The following is a 22,594-nucleotide window of genomic DNA, read 5'->3' as shown; positions in this document are numbered from 1 at the left end:
GCGCTTCACACATGGAGACCTACTTCCGCAGCTTCGGGTCGAGGGCCTCGCGCATCGCCTCACCGAGCAGGGTGAAGCCGAGCGCGGTGATGATGATCGCGACCGCCGGGTAGATCGCCAGCCCCGGCCGGATGCCCAGGTACGGCTGCGCGTCGGCGAGCATCACGCCCCACTCCGGCACGGCCGTGTCGGGGTTGCCGAGGCCGAGGAAGGAGAGCGCGGCGGCCTCGATGATCGCGGTGGCCAGGGTCAGTGTGGCCTGCACGATCACCGGGGCGAGCGAGTTGGGCACCACGTGGGTGATCGCGATCTTCGACTTCTTCACGCCCAGCGAGGTGGCCGCCAGCACGTAGTCGCTGTTGGCCTGGGAGATCATCGAGCCGCGCAGCAGCCGGGCGAAGACCGGCACGGAGACCACGCCGACCGCGATCATCACGGTGGTCAGGCTCGCCCCGAGCAGGGCGGCGATGCTCACCGCCAGCAGGAGGCTGGGCAGCGCCAGCATCATGTCGATGACCCGCATGAGCGCGGTGTCGACGGCCCGGCCCCACCGGCCGCCCAGCCCGGCCGCCGCGCCGGCGACCCCACCGATCAGGGCGCCGACCGCCAGACCGATCAGCGTGGAGACCACGCCGACGAGCAGGGTCTGCCGGGCGCCGACGATCATCCGGCTGAACACGTCGCGGCCCTGGTGGTCGTAGCCGAGCCAGTGGTCGCCGGAGGAGCCGGGGATGAGGCCCTGGCCCGACTTGACCACGCCCTCGCGGATGCCGATCGCGTCGGTCGGCCCGTACGGGACGAAGAACGGCCCGACGACCGCGACCAGGACGAAGAGCACCAGGATGACCGCGCCGATGATCGCCGCGGGGTTGCGCCGCAACCGGCGGAACGCCTCCTGCCAGAGGCTGACGCCGCGCTCGTCGTCCCGGGCGGCCAGCTCGGAGAGCCGGTCGATCTTTTCCTTCTTCTTGCCGGTGGTGATCGTCATCGGACCCTCACCCTCGGGTCGATCAGGCTGTAGGAGAGGTCGACCAGGAGGTTCACCAGCACGTACACCACCGCGATGATCATGATGAAGCCCATCAGCACCGGGTAGTCCCGCTGGCCGATGGCGTCGTAGATGAACGCCCCGATGCCGCTGAAGGCGAAGACGGTCTCGGTCAGCACCGCGCCGGAGAGCAGGCCGCCGGTGAGCAGGCCGATCGAGGTGACCACCGGCAGCATCGCGTTGCGCAGCACGTGCCGGCGGCGGACGGTCGGCTCGGTGAGGCCCTTCGCCTCGGCGGTGCGGACGAAGTCCTCGTTGAGCACCTCCAGCACGCTGGCCCGGGTGATCCGGACGATGATCGCGAGCGGGATGCTGGCCAGCGCGACGCCCGGCAGCACGAGGTGCCAGATCGCGTCGGCGGCGGCGTCCCACTCCCGCGTCATCAGTCCGTCGAGGACGAAGAAGTTGGTGATCCGGGTGGCGCCGAGCGTCGGGTCCTGCCGGCCGCTGGACGGGAACCAGCCGAGGTTCTCCGAGAAGATCGCCTTGAGCACGTAGGCCAGGAAGAAGACGGGGATGCAGATGCCGATCAGCGAGCCGCCGACCGAGAGGTGGTCGAGCATCCGGCCGCGACGGCGGGCGGCCAGGTAGCCGAGCGGGATGCCGAGCCCGATCGCGATCACCAGCGCCATGACGGTCAGCTCGACGGTGCCGGGGAAGCGCTCCAGGAACTCCGTGGTGACGGCGCGCTTGGTGGAGGTCGAGGTGCCGAGGTCGAGGCGGAGCAGCCGCCGCACGAAACGGCCGTACTGCACCAGGATCGGCTCGTCGAGGCCCATGTTGCGCCGGATCGCGGCACGCATCTCGGGCGTGCCGCGCTCGCCGAGGATGGCGGTCTCGGGGCCGCCAGGCAGTCGGCGGAGCCAGATGAAGAGCAGGAGGGAGAGCCCGAACAGCGTGGGTATCAGCTGGAGCAGGCGTCTGACGATGAACCGGAACACGGTGGCCTCGAAAGGGGTGCGGAGGGTCGCGGGCGGGCGCTGTCGAAACAGCGCCCGCCCGCGTGCCTTGCGTCAGGTCAGGACTTGAACTCGGCCGTTTCAAGCCGCTCGTCGGTGAGCGGGCTGGCCTTGACCCCGGTCACGTCCTTGCCGAACACGATCGCCGGCGGCGAGTGCGACACCGGGACACCGGGCAGGAACTCCATGATGGCCTTGTTGAGGGCCTTGTACTTCTCCACCCGGGCCGCCTGGTCGGCGGTGGTGTCGGCGTCCTTGAACTGGTCGAACAGGGCCTTGTTGGTGAAGCCCCACTCGTCCTTCGGCCGGTCGAAGAAGGTGCCGATGAAGTTGTAGGCGTCGCCGTAGTCACCGGTCCAGCCGAGGAAGTGGATGTCGTGCTTGCTGCCGGACGTGGTGGCGTTGAGGTAGTCCGGGCTCCACTTCAGCGGGATGGCCTCGACCTTGATGCCGACCGCCTTGAGGTCCGCCGAGAGCAGCTCGAAGATGTCCTTCGGGTTCGGCATGTACGGCCGGGTGACCTCGGTCGGGTAGTGGAACTTCAGGGTCAGGTTCGTCGCGCCGGCCTCGGCCAGCAGCTGCTTGGCCTTCTCCGGGTTGTAGTCGTACTTGGCGACGTCGCCGTTCCAGCCCTCGACCGTGTCCGGCATGAAGTTCTCGGCGACCTTGGCGCCCGGGGGCAGCTTCGAGTCGACCAGCGCCTGCCGGTTCAGGGCGTGCGCGATGGCCTGCCGGACCTTGATGTCGGCGAGCTTCGGGTTGCCCTTCTGGTTGATGGCCAGGTAGAGCACGTTGAACGCCGGGCGGGTCAGGACGTTGAAGCCCTCGCCCTTCAGCGGCTCGACGTCGGCCGGGCCGACCAGGTCGTAGCCCTGGATGTCGCCGGAGCGCAGCGCCTGCTTGCGGGCGTTCTCGTCCGAGATGGTCTTGAAGATGATGGTCTTCAGCTTGGCCTTGGTGCCGGCGTAGTCGTCGTTGCGCTCGATGGTGAGCGTCTTGTTGGCGACGTCCCAGGACTTGAACTTGAACGGGCCGGTGCCGGTCGGGTGCTCCATCGCGTACGCCGGGTACTTGATGTCCTCGGCGGTGCCGCCCACGTTGCTGGCGTCGTACTTCTCCAGCGCGGTCGGGCTGTGGATGGAGAACGACGGCAGCATCAGCGCGGCCGGGATCTTGCTGGAGACCCGGGTGAAGGCCAGGTCGACAGTGGTGGCGTCCTTGACGGTGCAGGACTTGAAGAGGCTCGGCGGCAGCTCCGCGTCCTCGTTCTTGGCGAAGCCGCCCATGACGTCCTGCCAGTACGCCGTCACGTCCGGGCTCTGCATGAGGCCCTTGGCGTTGTACCAGCGGTCGAAGTTCTTGCAGACCGCCTCGGCGTTGAAGTCGGTGCCGTCGTGGAACTTCACGCCGGAACGCAGCTTGAAGGTCCACGTCGTGCCGGCGGCGTCCGGAGTCCAGGACTCGGCCAGACCGGGGGTGATCTTCGTGCCCCCTTCCTCCGGCGTGACCAGCGTCTCGAAGATGCTGCGTGCGACGCGCAGCGACTCACCGTCGCTGGCGAAGCTCGGGTCGAGCACCTTCGGGTCTCCGGCGACGCCGAAGACGAGGGTGTCCTTCTTGCTACCGCCGGAACTGTCACCGCGGTCGCTCTCGGCGCAGCCTGCTACCGCGAGGGCCGCGACCGCGACGGCCGCGATAGCGACCTTCGGCCTGGATGCACGCATGGTGCTTCTCCTTGGGGGTACGGACAACGTGGTGACAGGGGTCACCGATGGCCGTGACCTTAGCCCTCGTTCGGACCGCCGGGAAACCTTCGTCGAACTGGTTGGTACCGGATCGTGTCTTAACCGGGGCACCCCGCGCTGGACGCAGCGCCGGACCGCTATCAAAGGGGCGAGATGTCCGGGTTGGTCGATGCAAATTTGTTACATGCATCGACACTCGCTTCGTCCACATGTCAGAGCCCACAGTGGATGTCCGAGCGCGTACGACAGTGGCCGGCACCGAGATCCGGTGCCGGCCACGATCGGCGGATCAGACGGCGCGGCGCCCCTCGAAGGCCCGGCCGAGGGTGATCTCGTCGGCGTACTCCAGGTCGCCGCCGACCGGCAGGCCGCTCGCCAGCCGGGTCACCGCGATGCCCATCGGCTTGACCATCAACGCCAGGTAGGTGGCGGTGGCCTCGCCCTCGGTGTTCGGGTCCGTGGCCAGGATCAGCTCCCGCACCGCGCCCCCGCCCAGGCGGGTCATCAGCTCGCGGATGCGCAGGTTGTCGGGCCCGATCCCCTCCAGCGGGTTGATCGCCCCGCCGAGCACGTGGTAGCGGCCCCGGAACTCACCGGTCCGCTCGATCGCGACCACGTCCTTCGGCTCCTCGACCACGCAGAGCACCTCGTCGGTGCGGCGCGGGTCGCGGCAGATCCGGCACTGGTCGGACTCGGCCACGTTGTAGCAACTGGTGCAGAACCGCACCAGCTCCTTGACCTTGCGCAGCGCGCCGGCCAGCCGGTTGACGTCGGCCGGGTCGGCCGACAGGACGTGGAAGGCGATCCGCTGCGCGCTTTTCGGGCCGACGCCCGGCAGCCGCCCCAGCTCGTCGATCAGGTCCTGGATGGCGCCCTCGTACATCTGCCGCTCAGAAACCGGGCAGGCCGAGGCCGCCCATGCCGCCGGTGACCGGGCCCATCTTCTTCTCGGTCAGCTCCCGGGCCGCCTCGGCGGCGTTGTGCATCGCCGCGACGACCAGGTCCTCCAGGGTCTCCACATCCTCCGGGTCGACCGCCTTGGGGTCGATCTTGATCGCCTTGAGCTCCCCGGTGCCGGCGACGGTCGCGGTCACCAGGCCGCCCCCGGCGGTGCCGGTCAGCTCGGCCTCGGCGAGCTCGGCCTGGGCCTTGGCGATCTGCTGCTGCATCTTCTGCGCCTGCTTCAGCATCTGCTGCATGTTCGGCTGTCCACCTGGGCGCACGGATGGCTCCTTCTCGCACTCGTCTGCTCGGCCGCCGCTCAGCCTATCCGCTGTGAGCGGCCTCGCCCCGCCCGGTGCTTCCCCGCCCGGCGGGTCCCGGGCGGACGATCACGGAAGCGACCGGAGGAAGACGCGGATGCCCCGGGAGCAGGCCGCGACGGCAGCGGAACAGCAGGCGAGGGCCTCTGCGGCGATGGACGCCGGCCGCTACGCCGACCTGCCGGGCCGTGGCCCTAGCGGGCGTCCACCTCGTCGATCTTCTCCGCGCCGAACGCCTCCCGCAGCAGCCGTACCGCCTGCTCCTCGCTGGATTCCCGCGCGGTCCGCTCGTCGAGCACCTCGTCCAGCGGCTCGTCGCCCGGGTCGAAGCCCTCGTAGGTCGGGCTCGCCGGCTGGGCGCCGCCGGGGCGTCCCCCGCCGCCGCGCACCGGCCCGTCGAAGTCCGGATCGTACGGCGGCTCGCCGGCCCAGTCGGCGTCCGCGGTCTTCCGGGCCGCCTGGGCGGGCCGCGGGCCGCGTCCCGCCGCAGCCGCCCGCGCCGCCGCGATCGCGCTGCTCACCGGGGGACCGGCGGGCGCGGCCTGCTGCGGCGCCGCCGAGGGACCGGCCGGCTTCGGTACGGCCGGCGCGGCGGTCGCCGACGCGCTGCCCGGCGGTGCGGTGGTCGTCGCCGCGCCCGCCGTGGAGGTGGCCGTCGACGTGGTGGCCGACGTGCCGCCCGGCCGGGCCGGTTCCGGCCAGTCGTCGGCGCCCCCGGCCGCGCCGCCCGGGCGGGCCGGTTCGGGCCAGTCCTCGCCCCCGCCGGCCGCGCCGCCGGGCCGGGCCGCCTCGGGCCAGTCCCCGGCGTCGTCGGCGGACGTGGTGCCGCCCCGCGCCGCACCCGCGCCGGACGCCGGACGGGTCGCCCCGCCCTGGCCGCCCGCGCCACCACGAGGCCCACCGGCCACGCCATCGGGCCCGCCAGCCGCACCGCTCGGGCCGCTCGGACCGCTGGACATGCCGCCGCCCGCGCCGTTGCCGGACGGGCCGGCGCCGGCCGGGGCCTGGTGGACGGGGGCGGCCGGTGGCGGGGAGGCCGGGCGGGCCGGAGGGGCGGGCCGGGACGGGCCACCGAGCGACGCGCCACCCCGCTCGCCGGCCACCTCGCAGCGGATCTGCCAGCGGCCGCCGAACTCCTCGTACAGCGCCTCGGCCAGCACCGAGGTGTGGTTGCCCATCATCTGCGCGAGCACCGGCGACTTGACGGTCAGCACCAGGGTGTCGCCGTCCACGTCGCGGACCACCGCGTCGCGCATCAGCGCGGCGGCCGGCTTCTTGATCCGGTTGACCTTGGCGACGATGTCCGGCCAGACCCGGCGCACCGCGACGGCGTCCAGCGCGCCCGCCGGAGCCGCACCGGGGCGGGGCGGCTCCGGGGTGGCCGGGTCGGGCATCACCGCCGAGGACGGCACGTCACGGCGGGCGGGAGCATCGGCGGGCGGGCCACCGGCGGTGGCACCCACCGGGTCCGCGGCACCCGGGACCGCCTCCGCCGACCGGGAACCGGTGGCGGCCCCGGCGGCGCGGGCGGCGGCGACACCGGACGGAGCGGCGGCAGCCGCCGGCGGGCCGGCGGGCCCCGGGTCGGGCGCGGCGGCAGCCGCGGTCGCGGCGGGGGTGTCGGGGCGTACCGGAGCCGGGGCGGCCGGCGCGGGGCTGGCGGCGGCCGGCGGCGCGTCGGTGCCGACGAGGGTGAGCCGGCGCTCCATGCGCTCCAGGCGCTGGAGCAGGCCGCCGGTGGTGTCGTCGGCGCCGGGCAGCAGCATCCGGGCGCAGATCAGCTCCAGCAGCAGCCGAGGCGCGGTGGTGCCACGCATCTCCACGAGGCCGTTGTGCACGATGTCGGCGCAGCGGGACAGGGTGCCCGGGCCGAGCCGCTGGGCCTGGGCGGCCATCCGCTCGATCTGGTCGGTCGGGCCGTCGATCAGGCCCTTGGCGGCGGCGTCCGGCACCTGCTGGAGCACGATCAGGTCGCGCAGCCGCTCCAGCAGGTCGGAGGCGAACCGGCGCGGGTCGTGCCCGGCCTCGGCCACCCGGTCGACGGTCACGTACGCGGCCGCCCCGTCGCCGGCGGCCAGCGCGTCGCACATCTCGTCGATCAGGGCGGCGTCGGTGACACCGAGCAGCGCGGCGGCGCGGGGGTAGGTGACCCCCTCCGGCCCGGCCCCGGCGATGAGCTGGTCGAGCACGGAGAGGCTGTCCCGGGCGCTGCCGCCGCCCGCGCGCACCACCAGCGGGAAGACCGCCGGCTCGACCGCCACGCCCTCCGCCTCGCAGAGCTGCTCCAGGTAGGGCCGGAGCACCTTCGGCGGGATCAGCCGGAACGGGTAGTGGTGGGTCCGCGACTTGATCGTGCCGAGGACCTTCTCCGGCTCGGTGGTCGCGAAGATGAACTTGACGTACTCGGGCGGCTCCTCGACCAGCTTGAGCAGGGCGTTGAAGCCGGCCGACGAGACCATGTGCGCCTCGTCGATGACATAGATCTTGAAGCGGCTGCGGGCCGGCGCGAAGAACGCCTTCTCGCGCAACTCGCGGGCGTCGTCGACGCCACCGTGGCTGGCCGCGTCGATCTCGATGACGTCGATCGAACCGGCGCCGTCAGTGGCCAGCGAGCGGCAGGACTCGCACTGCCCGCACGGCTCCGGGGTGGGACCCTGCTCACAGTTGAGGGAGCGGGCCAGGATGCGGGCGCTGGAGGTCTTGCCGCAGCCACGGGGGCCGGAGAAGAGGTACGCGTGGTTGAGCCGCCCGCTGCGCAGCGCCTGCGACAGCGGCTCGGTGACGTGCTCCTGCCCGATGACCTCGGCGAAGGTGCGTGGCCGGTACTTGCGGTAGAGCGCCAGTGCCACCCGTCCCGCCTCCTCTCGACCGAGCCATTCTGCGCCGGTCAGCCGCGGGTGACCACCCACCCCGCCGGTGACCTGACCCGCAGGGACGTTACCGGCACCCGGAGACAGAAAGGCCCCCCGTGCACCCGTCAGAGCCCGCTTATCCTTGCTGCCTTCCGGCCCTGGGGAGGTTCACGAGATACACGCCGCACGGGGGGTACCGCCAAGCCTACCCGACCGGCGGTCGATCTTCAGGGGGTGGTGGGGTGGCCGAGCCGCCGGGGACCTGTATCCTCTTCTGCGGAGGATTCGCCTAGAGGCCTAGGGCGCACGCTTGGAAAGCGTGTTGGGTTCACACCCTCACGAGTTCGAATCTCGTATCCTCCGCCGTCGACGAAGGGCCGGCCCCCACGAGGGGCCGGCCCTTCGTCGTGGTACGTCCCCAGGTGTCAGCCGATGACCGAGATCGACGAGTGGGAGCCCGCCGTCCCGGTGATCAGGCGCTGGAACGGCGTCTCCCGGGCCCCGCCGGTGACCAGCCGTACGGAGAGGTAGTCGGCCCCGTCGGCCAGGTAGAGCGCCGTCCGCATGCCCGCGCCGCCGACGATCCACTTTCCGCCGCCGCCGGCCCGCTGGAACGAGCCGCCCTCCACGCTGACGGCCGAGGCGGCGATGTGGAAGCCGGCCGAGTGCTGGTCACTGCTGCCGGTCCCCGTCGAGTCGGCGGTGCAGCCGGAGAGCGTGCAGTTCGGGGCGGCGATCTCGAACCCGTTGCCCGCGCTGTCCTGGGCCTCGCAGCCCACCAGCGTGGCGCGGGCGGACTCGATGCGGAAGGCGGGACCCGGCGTCGTCGCGGTACCGGTGCCGTACGCCTTGCTGCCCCAGACCTTGAGGTTGCCGCCGCTGATCAGGTAGCCCCCGGCGGCACCGCCCTGGGCGGAGCAGCCGCTGACGAAACCGTCGGAGGACTGGATGTTGTAGGCCCAGCCGTCCGCGTGCTCGACCCGGCAGTCGGTCAGCTTGAACTCGCGCTGCCCGCCCGAGTAGGTGCCGCCGAGGTAGATGCCGTCGCCGGTGGTGCGGGTGACGAAGACCCGGGTGAACCACGGCGCCGGGTCCGGCCCGTACGTGGACGGGGTGGCGTTCATCTGGAAGTTGATCCCGTTCGCCACGATGTTCGCCGCGTCGAGCCCGATGTCGGTCACGCACTGGCGGGAGGAGCCGACGTACGTGCCGGACCACGGGTTGACGACCAGCGCCGCCCCGCTGAAGCCCGAGCCGGCGCGCAGAATCGTGACCAGCGGGCCGGCGCCGATCAGCGCGTGCTTGTCGTCGAGCACCACCGGGGCCTTGACCGTGTAGGTGCCGGGCGCGACGTAGACGGCCCGCTGGCTGCTGCTGCCCAGCGCGGTGTTGATGGCGGCCTGGGCACCAACGGTCGGATCCACCTCGTAGGTGGCGCCGGAGCCGGCGGGACCGACCCACGGGATCGCGCCGGTGGACGCGAGCGCGGCGGCCTGTGCGGGGGTGATGCTGCCCAGCGCGGGCGCGGCGACGGCGGCGCCCGCGCCGACCATCGCGGCCCGGAGCAGATGACGACGGCCGGAACGGTTGTCCTGCATGCTTCCTCCTGAGCTGGTTGGCCCTCGGCCGCCGGGGCGGAACGAGGTGCGGCGTCGGTGGCCCGTCGTCGCCCGGAGGAAGCGGACAGGTCGACGGGCAGCCCGGCCTGCGCCGAGCCGCCAAGTCTCTCCGTCTGTGTCGATCCCCCGTGGCGGCGACGGAGCCCGCGCCGCATCGGCGGTCATCATCGCAACTGGTGGCCGATCCGTCTGCCCCCTGCGAGCGATCTTCGGGACTCAGCAGCCGCCCGCACGGCACGGACGCGCCTGGCCGGACTCGGCCGGTCGAGAGGTGATCTCCGACGCAGGTCGATCAACCCGACAGGGCCGGAACCATACGCTGGCAGCCGCACTCGACAGCGAGACATCCGGGCGGCGGCGACCTGAGGGCGACGACCGGCCCGGGGAAGGCGCGGACACAGATGAACACGATGTTGAACGCCGCCGAGATGCTGGCGGTGCTGGCCGCCGGGGTCGCGGCCGGTGCCATCAACGCGGTGGTGGGCTCGGGCACGCTGGTGACCTTCCCGGTCCTGCTGTCCCTGGGCTATCCACCGGTGGTGGCGAACGTGTCGAACACGGTCGGGCTGGTGCCGGGGTCGTTCTCCGGGGCGTACGCCTATCGCCGTGATCTTGCCGGGCACGGCCGGCTGCTGGCGCGGTTGGGCGTCGCGAGCGTGCTCGGGGGGATCACCGGGGGCGTGCTGCTGCTGCGGCTGCCGCCGGGGGCGTTCCAGGCCATCGTGCCGGCGCTGATCGGGCTGGCGCTGGTGCTGGTGCTGGTGCAGCCGCAGCTGGCCCGGGCGCTGGCCCGCCGGCGGCAGGGCCCGGCGGACGCGCCGCCGCCCGCCGACGGGGAGGTCCGGCGGGTCGGGCTGCTCCTGCTCCTCGGTGTGTTCGCCACCGGGGTGTACGGCGGCTACTTCGGCGCCGCCCAGGGTGTGCTGCTGCTGGGGCTGCTCGGGGTGCTGCTCTCCACCGACCTGCGCTGGGTCAACGGGGTCAAGAACGTGCTCGCCGGCCTGGTGAACGGGGTCGCGGCGGTCATGTTCATCGCCCTGGGCACGGTGGCCTGGCAGCCGGCCCTGCTCATCGCCGTGGGTTCCGTGGTGGGTGGCCTGGTCGGCGGCCGGTGGGGGCGTCGGCTGCCGCCGGCAGCGCTGCGTGCCGCGATCGTGGTCGTCGGGCTCGCCGCCCTGGTCAACCTGCTGGCCTGAGCCGGCGCCGCCCGACGTGAGCCTGGCCGGTCAGCCGCGCGCACGGGCCCACGAGACGAAGCGGTCGGCCAGCTCGGCGGGGTTCACGTCGTGGTCCAGCCCGGCGAGTTGCTCGGCGGCATCGGCCTGGAGGGTCGCCAGGTAGACGGTGAGCGCGACGCGGTCGTGGCGGTACTCGCCGAGCAGCCGCAGCTTCGCCGCCGAGCAGGGCCAGGCGATGCCGCACGCCCGGCAGCGCCAGGTGGGCCGGGTCGGGACGTGCTCGCGGCGTCGAGTCACGGCCGGGCCGCCCCCGCCGCCTCTGCGGACCCTGGGCCGCCGGCGACCGGCCCGGACGGTTCGGCGACGACCGCGACCGGGTGGTTCGGCGAGGGTGCGGGTCGCGTCATCGATCCGGCCAGCTGGGGGCCGGCGGAGATCAGCGTGACCCGGTCGACGCGGACGAAGGCGAAGCGCGCGCGGGCGCGGAGGGTGCCGTCCGGGGTGACCTCGTGGCCGCGTACCTCGGCCCACACCCGTCCCTCGAACGGGCCGATGCTCAGCACCTCGGTGATCCGCAGGGTCAGCGGTCCCTCGCCGAAGCGGTACGCGTCGTCCGGCACGCGGATCGTCGCGCCGACGGCCAGAGGCATCCGTGTCTCCCGACGAGGCGCGTTCTCCTGGCGGGGCGCGGGCTCCCGGCGATGCACGGGCTCCCGGCGGGGCGCGGGCTCCCGGCGAGGCGCGGGCTCCCGGCGAGGCGCGGGCGGGGTCGGCTGGCATTGGCCTGCGACGGCATCGGGCCGGACGGGCAACGGTGCCGGGCCGGGCGGCTGGCGGGTGGGCACGGGCGGGGCCTCCTCCGGGAGCGCGACGAGGAACGCGACGAGCGGGCTGGAGGGGGCCGCCCCGCCCTCCCCGCCGGGGCGGCCCCGCGACTGGCACGACCGCCGGGCTACCTCGCCTCCACCGGCCGCGCCGCCTTCGTCACCCCAACTTGCCGCCAGTAAGCAGACAGATACACCGCGTGAATGTATGGTCGCCAGATATTTGGGACATCCGATGGGAGGAGCCCGTGAACGACGCGCTGCGGGTCGCGCTCAGCGACACCGGACACACGACCGAATCCCTCGCCGAGAAGGTCGGGGTCGACCCGAAGACGGTCGGCCGCTGGCTGACGGAGGACCGCATCCCGCATCCCCGACATCGGTTGGCGGCGGCGGAGGCCCTCCACCGGGACGTGTCGGACATCTGGCCGGACACTTCGAGACGTCGTGACCCGATCTGGTTCCGTCCGTGGCAGGAGATCGAGCGCGAGGCGGTGTCGCTGCGGTCGTACGAGTCGGTGGTGCTGCCCGGGCTGCTCCAGACCGAGGCGTACGCGCGTGCCGTGCTGACCGGCGGCGGCCTGTTCCCCCGGGGCGACGTCGAGCGGCACCTGGCGGCCCGGCTCGCCCGGCAGGGCATCCTCCGGCAGGACGAGCCGCCGCTGTTCACGGCCGTCGTCGACGAGGCGGTGCTGCGCCGGCCGGTCGGCGGCCGGGCCACCATGCGCGAGCAGCTCCGCGCCCTGGTCACGGTGTGCGCCGAGCCGCACATCCGGGTGCACGTCGTGCCGTCGTCGGTCGGTGCCTACGCGGGGCTGAACGGGCCGTTCGTCATCGCCAACAGCCACGACCACCGGATCGCCGGCTACCTCGACAACCAACTCCAGGGTCAAGTGGTTAGCGACCCCGCGGACATCGCCGCCATGATGGCAGCGTGGGAGAACGTGCGCGGCGAGGCGCTGACCCACTGGCAGTCTGTCGATCTCATCTCGGAAGTGGCGGAGACATGGAGCTGAATGGCGCGCGGTGGCGCAAGAGCAGCCGCAGCAGCGGCAACGGCGGCAACTGCGTCGAGGTCGCCGACAACCTGCCCGGCGTCGTCGCCGTGCGCGACTCGAAGGACCCGGCCGGCCCGGCGCTCGCCTTCCCGCCGGCGGCGTGGCGCGCGTTCGTCAGCCGGATCGCCGAGCGCCCCTGACCGAGCGGCGGTGACCGGATCGGCGTCCGGGGCGGCGGAAACTCCGCCGCCCCGGACGACCTGGGGTCACTCCGCCGGCATCGTGGCGGCCTCCAGGGTCGCCAGCGCCCGCCGCAGCGCGCCGGCCCGCCCGGCCGGCGTGCGCGCCTTGAGCAGCGGCAGGAAGATCCCGTACCGGTCGCTGCGGCTCAGGGCCTCGAACGCCACGCGGGCACGGTCGCTGCCCGCGAGCGCCGCGACGAGATCCTCGGGTACGGCGGCGCTGCGCTGCGGGGCGTACGCCCTCGCCCATCGGCCGTCGGCCTTCGCGGCGTCGACCTGCGCGGCCGGCGGGGCGCATCTGGCCGGCCGCCTCCAGGGCGGCCACGCGGTCGACGTTGACCCGCGACCACGGGCTGCCCGGCCGGCGCGGCGAGTAGCGCTGGAGGAAGTGCGTCGCGTCCAGGCGGCGGCGGTGGCTGTCGATCCAGCCGTGGCTGATGGCGACGTCGCCGGCCTGCGCCGCGCTCATGGCGACCGCGCCCGAGCCCTTGCGGGGAATCGCCAGCCAGGCTTCGGACCGGGTGCCGGCGTGCGCGGCGAGCCACCCGTCCCACTCGTCCGCGTCCGCGCACCGGATGATCTCGACCTCGTCCACGGTTGTCAGCCCTGCCCGGCGAGGATCTCGACGTAATGCGGGTTGTACATGACGCCCAGCAGGTTGCCGAACGGGTCGACCACGGTGGCGGTCACGAAGCCGCTGCCGCGGTCCTGCGGTGGCTCGTGCGGGGTGGCGCCCAGGGCGAGCAGCCGCGCGTACATGCCGTGCACGTCGTCGACGTGCCAATACAGGACGACGCCGCCCGGCCCGGACGCCGCGCCCGGCGGCCGATAGCGGCTGTCGACCAGGCCCAGTTCGTCCTGGTGGTCGCCGAGGCGCCATTCCGCGTAGCCGTCGCGCAGGAAGTACGGCTCGAAGCCGATCAGTTCCGTGTACCAGCCCTTGGCCGCCTGCCAGTCCACCGCCCAGTAGCTGACGTTGGCCATGCCGCGCAGTCTCGGTGTCTCCGTCATGACCTCACGCTAGGACGGGTTGAGGAACATCAGCTTCCTCAATCTCGGGCAGAATCGGGAAATGCTGGAAACCTCGGTACGGCTCCTGCGGCTCCTCTCGCTCCTCCAGCAGCGGCGCGACTGGTCCGGCGCCGATCTGGCGGCCCGGCTGGCGGTCACCACCCGGACCGTCCGCAACGACGTCGACCGGCTCCGGCAGCTCGGCTACCAGGTGGACTCGACCACCGGCCCGGCCGGCGGCTACCGCCTCGGCGCCGGCACCGCGCTGCCGCCGCTGCTGCTCGACGACGACGAGGCGGTGGCGGTCGCGGTCGGCCTACGGGCGGCCGCGGCGGGCTCGGTCACCGGCATCGAGGACGTGTCGCTGCGGGCGCTGACCAAGCTCGAACGGACCCTGCCGGCGCGGCTGCGCCCGCGCGTCGACGCCCTGCGCACCACGACGGTCTCGGCGGCCGGCGGCGGGCCGACCGTCGACGCCGACACGCTGACCGCCGCCGCGGCGGCGGCACACCGGCACGAACGGCTGCGGTTCGAGTACGCCGGCCACGACGGGAGCACCAGCGTGCGCGACGTGGAGCCGCACACCCTCGTCTACACGGGCCGCCGCTGGTACCTGCTGGCCTGGGACACGGACCGGCGGGACTGGCGCACGTTCCGCGCCGACCGGGTGCGTCCGCTGCCGCCGGCCGGGCCACGGTTCGTGCCGCGCGAGCCACCCGGTGGCGACGCGGCGGCACACGTCCTGCGCGGCGTCCGGTCGCTGGTCTGGGCGTACCAGGCGCGCATCCGCTTCCACGCGCCGGCCGCCGTGGTGGCCGAGCGGAGCACCCCCACCTCCGGCGAGATCATCCCGATCGACGACGCGACGTGCGAGCTGGTCACCGGCACCGACTCGCTGCACGACCTGGCCACGTACCTGAGCAAGTTCGACGTCCCGTTCACGGTCCTGGCTCCCCCCGAACTCCACGACCTCCTCCACACCCTCGCCACCCGCTACCTCGCCGCCCTCCCCCACCCGCCCCGGCGATCTTGCACTGCATGCCCGGGCGAAGGCCCGCATTCCGCCTGAAACAGGGCCGAAAGTGCAAGATCACGGGGGTCGTCGCGTCCCCACGGCGGCGGGGGTGGGCGGTAGCGTGCGGTGGTTGGTGGCGGAGGCGCGTCCGTCGTACACATGTTCCATCCACAGCCTGTGGACGGCGGAGGGCTCCGATGGGTTACCAGCTCAGCGCGGTCGTCGCGGACGCCGAGCTGCTCCGCGAGCAGACCGCCGACCTCGACCACGCGGTCCTCGGCGAGCTGCGCCAGGACTTCGCGCTGCTGCCGGTCACCCCGCAACTGGTCGAGGAGCTGACCGGGGCGCTGCCCGACTTCTCGGCGGCGGAACGGTCGCCTGCGGAGCCGTTCCACCTGGTGCTCTCGGCCGCCCTCGCCGGGGTCCTCGCGGGCTGGTCGCGGTCGGGTCCGGTGGCGTACCTGGAGGCGGAGTTCGCCGGCGGCGCCGGCTACCAGTCGGCGGTGGTGTGGCTCGGCGGCGGGGTGAGCTGGGGGCCGCGCGTCGACCACCTCTTCGACGGGCCGCGGTCGGAGTGGCCGCTCAACGCCGCGCTCGCCCGGCTCGGCGCGGAGCCCGGCGCGTGGATCGACCCGTTCGCCGAGCTGGGCCTGCACGTCGAGCGGAGCACCGCCGGGTGGCTCGCGCACGGCCGCCGACGGCTGAGCGCCGACTACTGGGACGAGCTGGCCGAGGAGTGGGAAAGCCGGCAATCTGGGGACGAACAGCAACCTGAGCGCCCCGGCCCCGTTGGGGACTGGGGGATTCTATGAAATTGCGACAATTCGTGTTCATCGCGGCGCTGCTGACGGCTGCCTCGATCGCGGGCAGTGGCGTTCGCCCGCAACTGCCCGAAATGGACGGTCGGCCCGCCGGAGCCGTCGACGTGGTCGGCCTGAACGGGCTCCACGACATCGAGTTCGGCGACACCGAGGACGAGCTGACCCGGCGGGGCATCCTGCGTACCGACGTCGACGCCTGCGGCCCGTCACTCGCCGGGCACGACACGACCAGCCCGATCTTCGTCGACGACCGGCTCGTGCTGCTCTGGCTCGGCGACGCGACGCGCACCCCGGAGGGCGTCACCGCCGGCAGCCCCGTCGACGAGGTCTGGGGCCGCTACCCGTCGGCGCGCGAGCTGGAGGCTCCACAGGGGACGCACCGGTTCGACGGGCTGCTCGCCCGGCGGGGCGACCGCGCGTACCTGTTCCTGCACGACGGGCGCACGGTCCGCAAGATCATCGTCGGCTACGCCGAGTGGGCCCAACGCCTCTTCGAGGAGGGCCACAGCCCCTGCTGAACTCCGCCGGTCGGTCTTCGACAGCAGCGGCGTGCGGTACTGCGGCCCCGACCGGCTACGCCTTGCGGATGGATCGGGCGTCGACGGGGTCGGGGGGCGCGGCAGGCATGTGCGGCGGAGTGCCGGGTATCCGCCGGACATGGCGCGGTACACGAAGCCCGAGCTGAGAGAACAGCTCAAGGAAGAGATCATGGCTTCCGACAAGGGCGGCAGGCAGGGGCAGTGGTCGGCGCGCAAGTCGCAACGGCTCACCAAGGAGTACCAGAAGCGCGGCGGAGGCTACGAGGGCCCGAAGGACGAGCGGCAGAAGTCCCTGCAGCGTTGGGGCGGAGAGCACTGGCAGACCAGGGAAGGCGACACCCGGGCGCGGCACGGCGACGAGACGAGTCGTTACCTGCCCAAACATGCCTGGGAGCAGCTCTCCGACGAGGAGCAGCGCAAGACCGACGCCAAGAAGCGGAAGGAGTCGAGGTCCGGCAAGCAGTACGTCGCCAACACCGAGCGGGCCAGCCGCGCACGCCGGAACGCCACGTCGGTCGGGCGGCTGTCGGAGCTGCCGGTTGCCGAGGCGGCCAAGCTCGTCCGGGGCCTCGACACGGGCCAACTCAAGGCGGCACTGCGGAGCGAACGCGACAACAAGGGTCGCAAGACGCTCATCCAGCGGCTGGAGTCGGAACTCGACCGGCGCTGACGGGCGTCCGGGTCACCGCGCCCGCTCGCGTACCGCCGAAACCGGGACCACAAGCGGAACGCCCGGCCGATCCTCGCGGATCGACCGGGCGTCCTCGCTTGTCACGAGCGGTGGCGGAGGGATTTGAACCCTCGGAGGGCGTAAACCCTCACACGCTTTCGAGGCGTGCTCCTTAGGCCACTCGGACACGCCACCGCCGACGAGGGTACAGGACCGCGGGTCTGGATGCCGAACCGGTATCCCCGCCTCCGGCCTGGCAGGATCTTTGCCATGAGTACGCACATCGGCGCGAAGCCGGGAGAGATCGCCGAGCGGGTCCTGATGCCGGGCGACCCGCTGCGGGCCAAGTGGATCGCGGAGACCTACCTCGAGGGCGCCAGCTGCTACTCGACGGTCCGGGGCATGCTGGGCTTCACCGGCCGCTGGAACGGCGTCGAGGTCTCCGTCCAGGGCTCCGGCATGGGCATGCCCTCCGCCTCGATCTACGCCCACGAGCTGGTCAACGAGTACGGCGTGAAGAGCCTGATCCGGGTCGGCTCCTGCGGCGCCCTGACCGAGGACCTGCGGCTGCGCGACGTGATCGCGGCGATCGGCTCCTCCACCGACTCGAACATGAACCGGATGCGCTTCGACGGGTTGATCGACTACGCCCCGGTCGCAGACTTCGGGCTGCTGCGCACGTCGGTCGAGGTGGCCGAGCGGCGCGGCATCGCCATGCGGGTGGGCCCGATCCTGGCGGCGGACGCCTTCTACACCGACCGCCCGGACCTCTACGACAACCTCGCCGACTACGGCGTGCTGGCGGTGGAGATGGAGTCGGCGGCGCTCTACACCATCGCCGCCCGGTTCAAGGCCCGCGCGCTGACCCTGCTGACAGTCAGCGACCACATCAAGACGGGCGAGAAGACCACCTCCGAGGAGCGCGAGCAGACCTTCAGTCAGATGGTCGAGATCGCCCTGGACACGATCATCGCCTGATCGCCTCCCCTTCGGCTCCACCGCCCCGTCGTCCGCTGGACGGCGGGGCGGTGTCGTGACGACCGTCACCCGACAAAACTATACGACCGGTCGTGCTTATTTATTAGCCTCTGCCCATGACACTCGACGGACGCGTCGCGCGGGGCGACCGGACCCGCACGGCCGCGCTGGACGCCGCCGTGGTGCTGGCCACCGAGGTCGGCCTGCACGGGCTCTCCCTCGCCCAGCTCGCCGACACGCTCGGGGTCAGCAAGTCCGGGCTGTTCGCGCACTGGCGCTCCAAGGAGGCGCTCCAGCTCGCCACCATCGACCGGGCCGTGGAGCAGTGGCAGGAGCGGATCGTCGCCCCGGCCCTGCGCGCCCCCGGCGGCGTACGGCGGCTCTGGGCGTTGCACCAGGCCCGGATCGACTTCTACGCCGCCCGGGTGCTCCCCGGCGGCTGCTTCTTCGCCAGCACCGACTTCGAGTACAACGCCCGCCCCGGCCCGGTCCGGGACCGGCTCGCCGAGGTGTTCGGCCGCTGGGCCGCGTTCCTCGAACGGCTCGTCCGGGAGGCCGTCGACGCCGGCGAGCTACCCGCCGACACCGACGTCCCGCAGCTGGCGTACGAGATCGACGCGCTCGGGATCACCGCCGCGCTGCGCTCCCGGCTGCTGGACCCCGACACCGCCTACCGGCACGCCCGCCAGGGCCTACTGACCCGCCTACGGGCGCTGTGCCCCGACCCCACCCTGCTACCGGAAGGCCCCTCATGAGCCACGCCATCGCCGACCAGCCCGCCGTCGAGTTCGGTCACGTCGAGCACGTCACGGTGCACTTCGACGACCTCGACGCCCTCGGCCTCCTGCACAACGCCCGGTACGCCGTGCTGCTGGAACGGGCCCTGACGCCGTACTGGGCCGCCCGCGGCGTCTCGTTCCAGGGCGGGCAGCACAGCGCCCCCGACGTGTTCCACGCGGTACGCGAGTTCACCATCACCTACCGCGCCCCGATCACCGGCACCGGGCCCGTGGCGGTGCACTTCTGGCTCGAACACTTCGGCACCAGCAGCGCCGAGTACGCCTACCAGTTCCGCTCCGTCGACGGCCGGGTGGTGCACGCCGAGGGCCGGCGCGCCATCGTCCGGCTCGACCCGGCCACTCTGCGCCCGGCGCCGTGGACCGAGACCGCGCAGGCGGTGGCCGCCACCCTGCTCCGTCCCGCCCCGAGCCCCGCCTGACGCGGTTCGGGTGCGTCCGCCGGTCGCGCAGGCGACCACGGACGCACCCGAACCGTCAGGCCAGCGCCTCCGTGGGGGCCAGCCGGGCGGCGCGGACGGCCGGATACAGGCCGGCGCCACCACCGATCGCCAGGGTCGCCGCCACGCCGCCGACCACCGCCCAGGCCGGCACCACGGTCGGCCACCCCTGGGAGAGCGCGTAGCCGGCGGTGACCAGGATGCCGAGCAGCACCCCGCCCGCCCCGCCCAACGCGGAGAGCAGCAGCGACTCGGCCAGGAACTGGGTGCGAACCTGCCCCCGGGTGGCGCCCAGCGAGCGCCGCAGCCCGATCTCGGCGCGCCGCTCCAGCACCGAGATGACCATGGTGTTCGCCACCCCGACACCGCCGACCAGCAACGCCACCGCGCCGAGGCCCAGCAGCAGGCCGGTGAACGCCTCGTCGGTGGCCTCCGCGGCCGCCAGCGCGTCCGACGGCCGGGACACCTCCACCTCGTTCGGCGCCTCCGGGTTCGCGGTCGCGCCGAGCACCGACCGGACTGCCTCCACCGACGCCTCCCGAGACCGGGTGTAGACGGTCGTCGGGTGCCCGTCGAAGCCCAGGTACGTCTCCGCGGCCGGCCAGCCGACCAGCGCCGAGCCGTCCAGCTCCGGGGCGAGCGGGGCCGGCGCCAGGATGCCGACCACGGTGAACCAGCGCCCGCCGAGGTGCACCTGCACGTCCGGGCCGGCCGCGCCGAGCCCGAGCCGCCGGGCGGCGGCGTCGCCGAGCACCACGGCCGGGTACCGCTCGGTGGCCGCGTTCAGCCAGGTGCCGCTGCGTACCGTCGCGCCGACGGTGTCGACCAGCCCGAGCTGGGCGGCCCGGGTGGCGATGCCGCCCGTCTGGCCCGGCGGGATGCGGTCGGAGCGGTAGACCGGGCTCTCCGGCACCTGCCCGGTGGCGGCCACCGCGGTCACCGGCCCGATCCGGCCGATCATGGCGACCGCCTCCACCGGGAGCCGCGCCTGCTCGCCGAAGAGCGTGCTGCCCGGGGCCACGGTGAGCAGGTTGGTGCCGAGCCGGTCCAGGGTGCGGTCCAGGTCGGCGCGGGACGACGACGAGATGCCGACCACCGCCACCATCGCCGCGATGCCGATCGCTATGCCCAGGGCGGAGAGAAACGCGCGCAGCGGCCGGGTGCGCAGCCCCACCCCGCCGACCCGGAGCACGTCGGCCGGCACCAGCCGGGCCGGCACCAGCCGCGGCCGGTTCTCCACCACCGTCAGCCCACGCCGGTCGCGCCGGGTGTCCACCGCCATCAGCGCACCCCCTCGGAGACCAGCGCCGCCGAGTCGGCCACCACCCGGCCGTCCCGCATCCGCACCTGCCGCGGCAGCCCGTCGGCGATCTCCCGGTCGTGCGTGATCACCACGACCGTGGTGCCCGCCACGTGCAACTCGCGCAGCAGCGTCAGCACCCCGGCACCGGCCACCGAGTCGAGGTTGCCGGTCGGCTCGTCGGCGAGCAGCACCGCCGGCTCCCCGACCACCGCCCGGGCCACCGCGACCCGCTGCCGCTCGCCGCCGGAGAGCTCGTGCGGCCGGTGCGTCAGCCGGTGCCCGAGCCCCACCCGGTCGAGCGCGGCCTCCGCGCGCCGCCGCCGCTCCCGCCGGGGTACGCCGGCGTAGAGCAGCCCGTCCGCGACGTTGTCCAGCACAGGCGTGCCGGCGGCGAGGTGGAACTGCTGGAAGACGAAGCCGATCCGGCGGGCCCGCAGCGCGGCCAGCTGGCGGTCCGGCAGGATCGCCACGTCGTACCCGTCGATCCGGACCCGGCCGGCGGACGGGCGGTCCAACGTGCCGATCAGGTGCAGCATGGTGGACTTGCCCGACCCGGACGGGCCGACGATCGCCAGGAGCTCGCCGTATCGGATCCGCAGCGACACCTCACGCAGCGCCACGACCCCGCCCGGGTACGTCCGGCTCACCCCGTCCAGCACGACGGCGTCAGCGGTCATGCCGGCATCCCCACGGTCATGCCCTCGGCCACGTCCGGGCCGCTGATCTCGACCCGGCCGGCGGCGAAGAGCCCGGTCGTGACCGCGACGATCCGGCTCCGCCCCGCATCGACCACCTCCACCCCGTAGCCGCCCTCGGCGAGGGCGAGCAGCGCCGCCACCGGCACGGTGAGCACGTCGGGCCGCTCGGTCGCGGTGAAGGTGACCTCCACGGACGCCTGGTCGTAGCCGGCGAGCTTTGCCGGGTCGGCCACCGACACGGTGACCTCGATCTTCGTCTCGGCCTCGCTGTCCTGCCCCGCCGCGCCGCCGGTGCCGGCGTCGATCACCGTCTGCACGGTCTCGACCTTTCCGTTGACCGGCCCACCGTCGGGCAGGCTGACGGAGACCGCGCCGCCCTTCTTCGCCAGCCGTTGGTCGTCGACCTCCAGCTCGACGGTGACCAACCGGCTGGTGCCCGTGTACGTCAACACCGCCTGGCCCGGCTGGGCCGCGTCCCCGGGCGCCGCCTGCTGGCTCGCCACCCGGACCGCGCCGGCCGCGTAGACGATCCGGCCCGGCTCGACCCGGCCGGTCTCGGGCAGCCCCAGCTTCTCCTGCCACTGCCGGACCGCGTCGGCGGTGCTGCCGGTGTACTCGTCGTCGACCGTGAAGCCGTCGTGACCGAGCGCGCGCAGGTTCCGCTCGAACTGCTCGACGTCCGCCCCCTCCACCCCTGGTTGGAGCACCCGGTACGCGGGCAGCGGCCCGTAGAGCAGCACCACCGGGTCGTTGTCCACGGCGTAGAGCCGCCCGCCCCGCTTCACCGTCGCACCGGTGTCCGGCACCGCGGTGATCGTCCCGCTCAGCCGGGCGGAGGCGGTGCGGGTGGTGCCGTACCCCAACTCGCCGTCGACGGTCTGGGCGTCGGTCAGCGTCTGCCGGGTGACCGTGGCGGTGGCCGGCGGGGCGGTGTCGGCGGCGGCGGTGCTGCGGTCGGTCCCGTCGAAGCCCACCGCGGCGGCGACACCGACGGCGGCCGCGACCACGACGGCGGCGGCCAGCGCGACCGTCCGGAGCCGGAACCGTCGAGCGCTCACCGCGCGGCTCCGGCGGTCTTCGGTGCGTACTGCCGGCACTTCTCCATCGCGGCCTTCAACTGCTGGTCGTCGACGTTCATCGCGTCGAGCCGCAGTTGGATGCCGCCGTCCGCGGAGGGGTCGGGGAACTCGGGCACGCCGTTCTCGCGCATGCAGGCGGCGAGCTTGCGCATCCGGTCCACCTGCTCCGGGTCGAGCTTCGGCTTCTCTCCGCCGTTCGGCAGGTGCTGCCGGCACTTCTCCATGGCCGCCTGCACCTTCCCCGGGTCGGTCTTCCCGTCGAACCGGAACAGCCGGGCGCCGCCCGGCTCCGGGTCCGGCACCTCCACCCCGTTCTCCCGCATGCACTCGGCGAACTTCAACTGCCGTTCCTCGTCGCCGAGCTGGGCGGCGGTGGAGGCCGACACCGGTTCGGCACCGCCGCCGCCCGCCGTCGCCACCGCCGGTCCGTCGCCCGACCCGCCGCAGCCGGCAAGGGCCAGGGCGACCAGCAGCGGCACCGCGAGTAGTCCTCGTCGCATGACACGCTTCCTCTCC

25 protein-coding genes, 2 tRNA genes and 1 other RNA gene are annotated in these 22,594 nt (G+C 73.2%); 11 read left to right on the top strand and 17 right to left on the bottom strand.

The features are described 5' to 3' along the window. Positions 1–19: 19 nt before the first annotated feature. The 7 genes from ABZ793_RS13080 to ffs all read right to left on the bottom strand — a co-directional run bounded on the left by ABZ793_RS13080 (position 20) and on the right by ffs (position 8,062). On the bottom strand, positions 20–988 hold the full coding sequence (locus ABZ793_RS13080) for an ABC transporter permease (protein ID WP_350709554.1): 969 nt from the start codon (positions 986–988) through the stop codon (positions 20–22). Further along, a complete protein-coding gene (locus ABZ793_RS13075; RefSeq protein WP_350709556.1) occupies positions 985–1,989 on the bottom strand; it encodes an ABC transporter permease in 1,005 nt (334 codons plus the stop codon). The genes ABZ793_RS13080 and ABZ793_RS13075 overlap by 4 nt, the downstream gene beginning before the upstream one ends. A gap of 77 nt (positions 1,990–2,066) precedes the next feature. Further along, a complete protein-coding gene (locus ABZ793_RS13070) occupies positions 2,067–3,731 on the bottom strand; it encodes an ABC transporter substrate-binding protein (protein WP_357456348.1) in 1,665 nt (554 codons plus the stop codon). A 310-nt stretch (positions 3,732–4,041) separates the two neighbouring features. After that, positions 4,042–4,635 (bottom strand): recombination mediator RecR, encoded by a 594-nt coding sequence (gene recR / locus ABZ793_RS13065; RefSeq protein WP_350683348.1) that lies wholly within the window; start codon positions 4,633–4,635, stop codon positions 4,042–4,044. A gap of 7 nt (positions 4,636–4,642) precedes the next feature. After that, on the bottom strand, positions 4,643–4,951 hold the full coding sequence (locus tag ABZ793_RS13060) for a YbaB/EbfC family nucleoid-associated protein (protein WP_218106165.1): 309 nt from the start codon (positions 4,949–4,951) through the stop codon (positions 4,643–4,645). Positions 4,952–5,208: 257 nt separating this feature from the next. Continuing rightward, positions 5,209–7,863, bottom strand: a complete 2,655-nt coding sequence (locus tag ABZ793_RS13055) for a DNA polymerase III subunit gamma and tau (RefSeq protein WP_357456345.1) — start codon at positions 7,861–7,863, stop codon at positions 5,209–5,211. 108 nt (positions 7,864–7,971) lie between these two features. Continuing rightward, positions 7,972–8,062, bottom strand: an RNA gene (gene ffs / locus ABZ793_RS13050) — signal recognition particle sRNA small type. An 82-nt stretch (positions 8,063–8,144) separates the two neighbouring features. Here ffs and ABZ793_RS13045 point away from each other — a divergent pair. Further along, a tRNA-Ser gene (locus ABZ793_RS13045) sits at positions 8,145–8,229 on the top strand. Positions 8,230–8,291: 62 nt separating this feature from the next. On the opposite strand, the gene ABZ793_RS13040 is transcribed toward ABZ793_RS13045, so the two are convergent. After that, on the bottom strand, positions 8,292–9,464 hold the full coding sequence (locus ABZ793_RS13040) for a glycosyl hydrolase family 28-related protein (protein WP_357456342.1): 1,173 nt from the start codon (positions 9,462–9,464) through the stop codon (positions 8,292–8,294). 422 nt (positions 9,465–9,886) lie between these two features. Here ABZ793_RS13040 and ABZ793_RS13035 point away from each other — a divergent pair, with 422 nt between their 5' ends. Then, positions 9,887–10,681 (top strand): sulfite exporter TauE/SafE family protein, encoded by a 795-nt coding sequence (locus ABZ793_RS13035; RefSeq protein WP_357456339.1) that lies wholly within the window; start codon positions 9,887–9,889, stop codon positions 10,679–10,681. A 30-nt stretch (positions 10,682–10,711) separates the two neighbouring features. Here ABZ793_RS13035 and ABZ793_RS13030 read toward each other — a convergent pair whose 3' ends face one another. Together ABZ793_RS13030 and ABZ793_RS13025 are read right to left on the bottom strand one after the other, a co-directional pair. Continuing rightward, on the bottom strand, positions 10,712–10,960 hold the full coding sequence (locus tag ABZ793_RS13030; protein ID WP_357456336.1) for a flavin reductase: 249 nt from the start codon (positions 10,958–10,960) through the stop codon (positions 10,712–10,714). After that, complete coding sequence (locus tag ABZ793_RS13025) at positions 10,957–11,313, bottom strand: hypothetical protein (protein WP_357456333.1); 357 nt, start codon at positions 11,311–11,313, stop codon at positions 10,957–10,959. The genes ABZ793_RS13030 and ABZ793_RS13025 overlap by 4 nt, the downstream gene beginning before the upstream one ends. Before the next feature lie 422 nt (positions 11,314–11,735). Here ABZ793_RS13025 and ABZ793_RS13020 point away from each other — a divergent pair, with 422 nt between their 5' ends. Continuing rightward, the gene (locus tag ABZ793_RS13020; protein ID WP_357456330.1) at positions 11,736–12,503 is read left to right on the top strand and encodes a helix-turn-helix transcriptional regulator; all 768 of its coding nucleotides are present in this window, start codon (positions 11,736–11,738) and stop codon (positions 12,501–12,503) included. Then, complete coding sequence (locus ABZ793_RS13015) at positions 12,494–12,685, top strand: DUF397 domain-containing protein (protein ID WP_357456327.1); 192 nt, start codon at positions 12,494–12,496, stop codon at positions 12,683–12,685. The genes ABZ793_RS13020 and ABZ793_RS13015 overlap by 10 nt, the downstream gene beginning before the upstream one ends. A 66-nt stretch (positions 12,686–12,751) precedes the next feature. Here ABZ793_RS13015 and ABZ793_RS13010 read toward each other — a convergent pair whose 3' ends face one another. Both ABZ793_RS13010 and ABZ793_RS13005 read right to left on the bottom strand, forming a co-directional pair. After that, positions 12,752–12,892, bottom strand: a complete 141-nt coding sequence (locus tag ABZ793_RS13010) for a hypothetical protein (RefSeq protein WP_357456324.1) — start codon at positions 12,890–12,892, stop codon at positions 12,752–12,754. Positions 12,893–13,327: 435 nt separating this feature from the next. Continuing rightward, positions 13,328–13,738, bottom strand: coding sequence for a VOC family protein (locus tag ABZ793_RS13005; RefSeq protein ID WP_357456321.1), 411 nt, complete (start codon positions 13,736–13,738; stop codon positions 13,328–13,330). Between the two features lie 61 nt (positions 13,739–13,799). Between ABZ793_RS13005 and ABZ793_RS13000 the strand changes: the two genes are divergently transcribed. From ABZ793_RS13000 to ABZ793_RS12985, 4 genes are all read left to right on the top strand, one after another. Continuing rightward, complete coding sequence (locus ABZ793_RS13000; RefSeq protein ID WP_357456318.1) at positions 13,800–14,807, top strand: YafY family protein; 1,008 nt, start codon at positions 13,800–13,802, stop codon at positions 14,805–14,807. A 143-nt stretch (positions 14,808–14,950) separates the two neighbouring features. Further along, a complete protein-coding gene (locus ABZ793_RS12995; RefSeq protein WP_357456315.1) occupies positions 14,951–15,565 on the top strand; it encodes a hypothetical protein in 615 nt (204 codons plus the stop codon). 83 nt (positions 15,566–15,648) lie between these two features. Beyond that, entirely contained in the window at positions 15,649–16,092 is a 444-nt protein-coding gene (locus ABZ793_RS12990; protein ID WP_357456584.1) for a hypothetical protein, read from the top strand. Between the two features lie 139 nt (positions 16,093–16,231). Continuing rightward, on the top strand, positions 16,232–16,783 hold the full coding sequence (locus tag ABZ793_RS12985; RefSeq protein WP_357456312.1) for a hypothetical protein: 552 nt from the start codon (positions 16,232–16,234) through the stop codon (positions 16,781–16,783). A gap of 108 nt (positions 16,784–16,891) precedes the next feature. On the opposite strand, the gene ABZ793_RS12980 is transcribed toward ABZ793_RS12985, so the two are convergent. After that, positions 16,892–16,978, bottom strand: a tRNA-Ser gene (locus ABZ793_RS12980). 75 nt (positions 16,979–17,053) lie between these two features. On the opposite strand from ABZ793_RS12980, the gene deoD reads away from it, so the two are divergent. The 3 genes from deoD to ABZ793_RS12965 all read left to right on the top strand — a co-directional run bounded on the left by deoD (position 17,054) and on the right by ABZ793_RS12965 (position 18,980). Then, positions 17,054–17,761, top strand: a complete 708-nt coding sequence (deoD, locus tag ABZ793_RS12975) for a purine-nucleoside phosphorylase (RefSeq protein WP_350709584.1) — start codon at positions 17,054–17,056, stop codon at positions 17,759–17,761. 116 nt (positions 17,762–17,877) lie between these two features. Then, positions 17,878–18,516: a TetR/AcrR family transcriptional regulator gene (locus ABZ793_RS12970; RefSeq protein ID WP_357456308.1), complete on the top strand. Its 639-nt coding sequence runs from the start codon at positions 17,878–17,880 to the stop codon at positions 18,514–18,516. Next, complete coding sequence (locus ABZ793_RS12965; protein ID WP_357456305.1) at positions 18,513–18,980, top strand: thioesterase family protein; 468 nt, start codon at positions 18,513–18,515, stop codon at positions 18,978–18,980. Before ABZ793_RS12970 ends, ABZ793_RS12965 begins: the two co-directional genes overlap by 4 nt. A 55-nt stretch (positions 18,981–19,035) precedes the next feature. Here ABZ793_RS12965 and ABZ793_RS12960 read toward each other — a convergent pair whose 3' ends face one another. The 4 genes from ABZ793_RS12960 to ABZ793_RS12945 are packed head-to-tail and all read right to left on the bottom strand — an operon-like array spanning position 19,036 to position 22,578. Next, positions 19,036–20,280, bottom strand: a complete 1,245-nt coding sequence (locus tag ABZ793_RS12960) for an ABC transporter permease (RefSeq protein ID WP_357456302.1) — start codon at positions 20,278–20,280, stop codon at positions 19,036–19,038. Next, a complete protein-coding gene (locus ABZ793_RS12955; RefSeq protein ID WP_357456299.1) occupies positions 20,280–20,978 on the bottom strand; it encodes an ABC transporter ATP-binding protein in 699 nt (232 codons plus the stop codon). The genes ABZ793_RS12960 and ABZ793_RS12955 overlap by 1 nt, the downstream gene beginning before the upstream one ends. Beyond that, a complete protein-coding gene (locus tag ABZ793_RS12950) occupies positions 20,975–22,057 on the bottom strand; it encodes a peptidoglycan-binding protein (protein WP_357456296.1) in 1,083 nt (360 codons plus the stop codon). Before ABZ793_RS12950 ends, ABZ793_RS12955 begins: the two co-directional genes overlap by 4 nt. Further along, on the bottom strand, positions 22,054–22,578 hold the full coding sequence (locus tag ABZ793_RS12945; protein WP_357456293.1) for a hypothetical protein: 525 nt from the start codon (positions 22,576–22,578) through the stop codon (positions 22,054–22,056). The genes ABZ793_RS12950 and ABZ793_RS12945 overlap by 4 nt, the downstream gene beginning before the upstream one ends. Positions 22,579–22,594 lie beyond the last annotated feature (16 nt).

Source organism: Micromonospora sp. NPDC047465, assembly GCF_040643125.1.
GTDB lineage: Bacteria > Actinomycetota > Actinomycetes > Mycobacteriales > Micromonosporaceae > Micromonospora.
This window is presented reverse-complemented; position numbering and strand designations above follow the sequence as displayed.

Coding starts and splice junctions, on each gene's coding strand:
- ABZ793_RS13080 (WP_350709554.1), bottom strand. CDS start 988: ATGACGATCACCACCGGCAAGAAGAAGGAAAAGATCGACCGGCTCTCC.
- ABZ793_RS13070 (WP_357456348.1), bottom strand. CDS start 3,731: ATGCGTGCATCCAGGCCGAAGGTCGCTATCGCGGCCGTCGCGGTCGCG.
- recR (WP_350683348.1), bottom strand. CDS start 4,635: ATGTACGAGGGCGCCATCCAGGACCTGATCGACGAGCTGGGGCGGCTG.
- ABZ793_RS13060 (WP_218106165.1), bottom strand. CDS start 4,951: ATGCAGCAGATGCTGAAGCAGGCGCAGAAGATGCAGCAGCAGATCGCC.
- ABZ793_RS13040 (WP_357456342.1), bottom strand. CDS start 9,464: ATGCAGGACAACCGTTCCGGCCGTCGTCATCTGCTCCGGGCCGCGATG.
- ABZ793_RS13035 (WP_357456339.1), top strand. CDS start 9,887: ATGAACACGATGTTGAACGCCGCCGAGATGCTGGCGGTGCTGGCCGCC.
- ABZ793_RS13025 (WP_357456333.1), bottom strand. CDS start 11,313: ATGCCTCTGGCCGTCGGCGCGACGATCCGCGTGCCGGACGACGCGTAC.
- ABZ793_RS13015 (WP_357456327.1), top strand. CDS start 12,494: ATGGAGCTGAATGGCGCGCGGTGGCGCAAGAGCAGCCGCAGCAGCGGC.
- ABZ793_RS13005 (WP_357456321.1), bottom strand. CDS start 13,738: ATGACGGAGACACCGAGACTGCGCGGCATGGCCAACGTCAGCTACTGG.
- ABZ793_RS13000 (WP_357456318.1), top strand. CDS start 13,800: ATGCTGGAAACCTCGGTACGGCTCCTGCGGCTCCTCTCGCTCCTCCAG.
- ABZ793_RS12995 (WP_357456315.1), top strand. CDS start 14,951: ATGGGTTACCAGCTCAGCGCGGTCGTCGCGGACGCCGAGCTGCTCCGC.
- ABZ793_RS12990 (WP_357456584.1), top strand. CDS start 15,649: ATGGACGGTCGGCCCGCCGGAGCCGTCGACGTGGTCGGCCTGAACGGG.
- ABZ793_RS12985 (WP_357456312.1), top strand. CDS start 16,232: ATGGCGCGGTACACGAAGCCCGAGCTGAGAGAACAGCTCAAGGAAGAG.
- deoD (WP_350709584.1), top strand. CDS start 17,054: ATGAGTACGCACATCGGCGCGAAGCCGGGAGAGATCGCCGAGCGGGTC.
- ABZ793_RS12970 (WP_357456308.1), top strand. CDS start 17,878: ATGACACTCGACGGACGCGTCGCGCGGGGCGACCGGACCCGCACGGCC.
- ABZ793_RS12965 (WP_357456305.1), top strand. CDS start 18,513: ATGAGCCACGCCATCGCCGACCAGCCCGCCGTCGAGTTCGGTCACGTC.
- ABZ793_RS12960 (WP_357456302.1), bottom strand. CDS start 20,280: ATGGCGGTGGACACCCGGCGCGACCGGCGTGGGCTGACGGTGGTGGAG.
- ABZ793_RS12955 (WP_357456299.1), bottom strand. CDS start 20,978: ATGACCGCTGACGCCGTCGTGCTGGACGGGGTGAGCCGGACGTACCCG.
- ABZ793_RS12945 (WP_357456293.1), bottom strand. CDS start 22,578: ATGCGACGAGGACTACTCGCGGTGCCGCTGCTGGTCGCCCTGGCCCTT.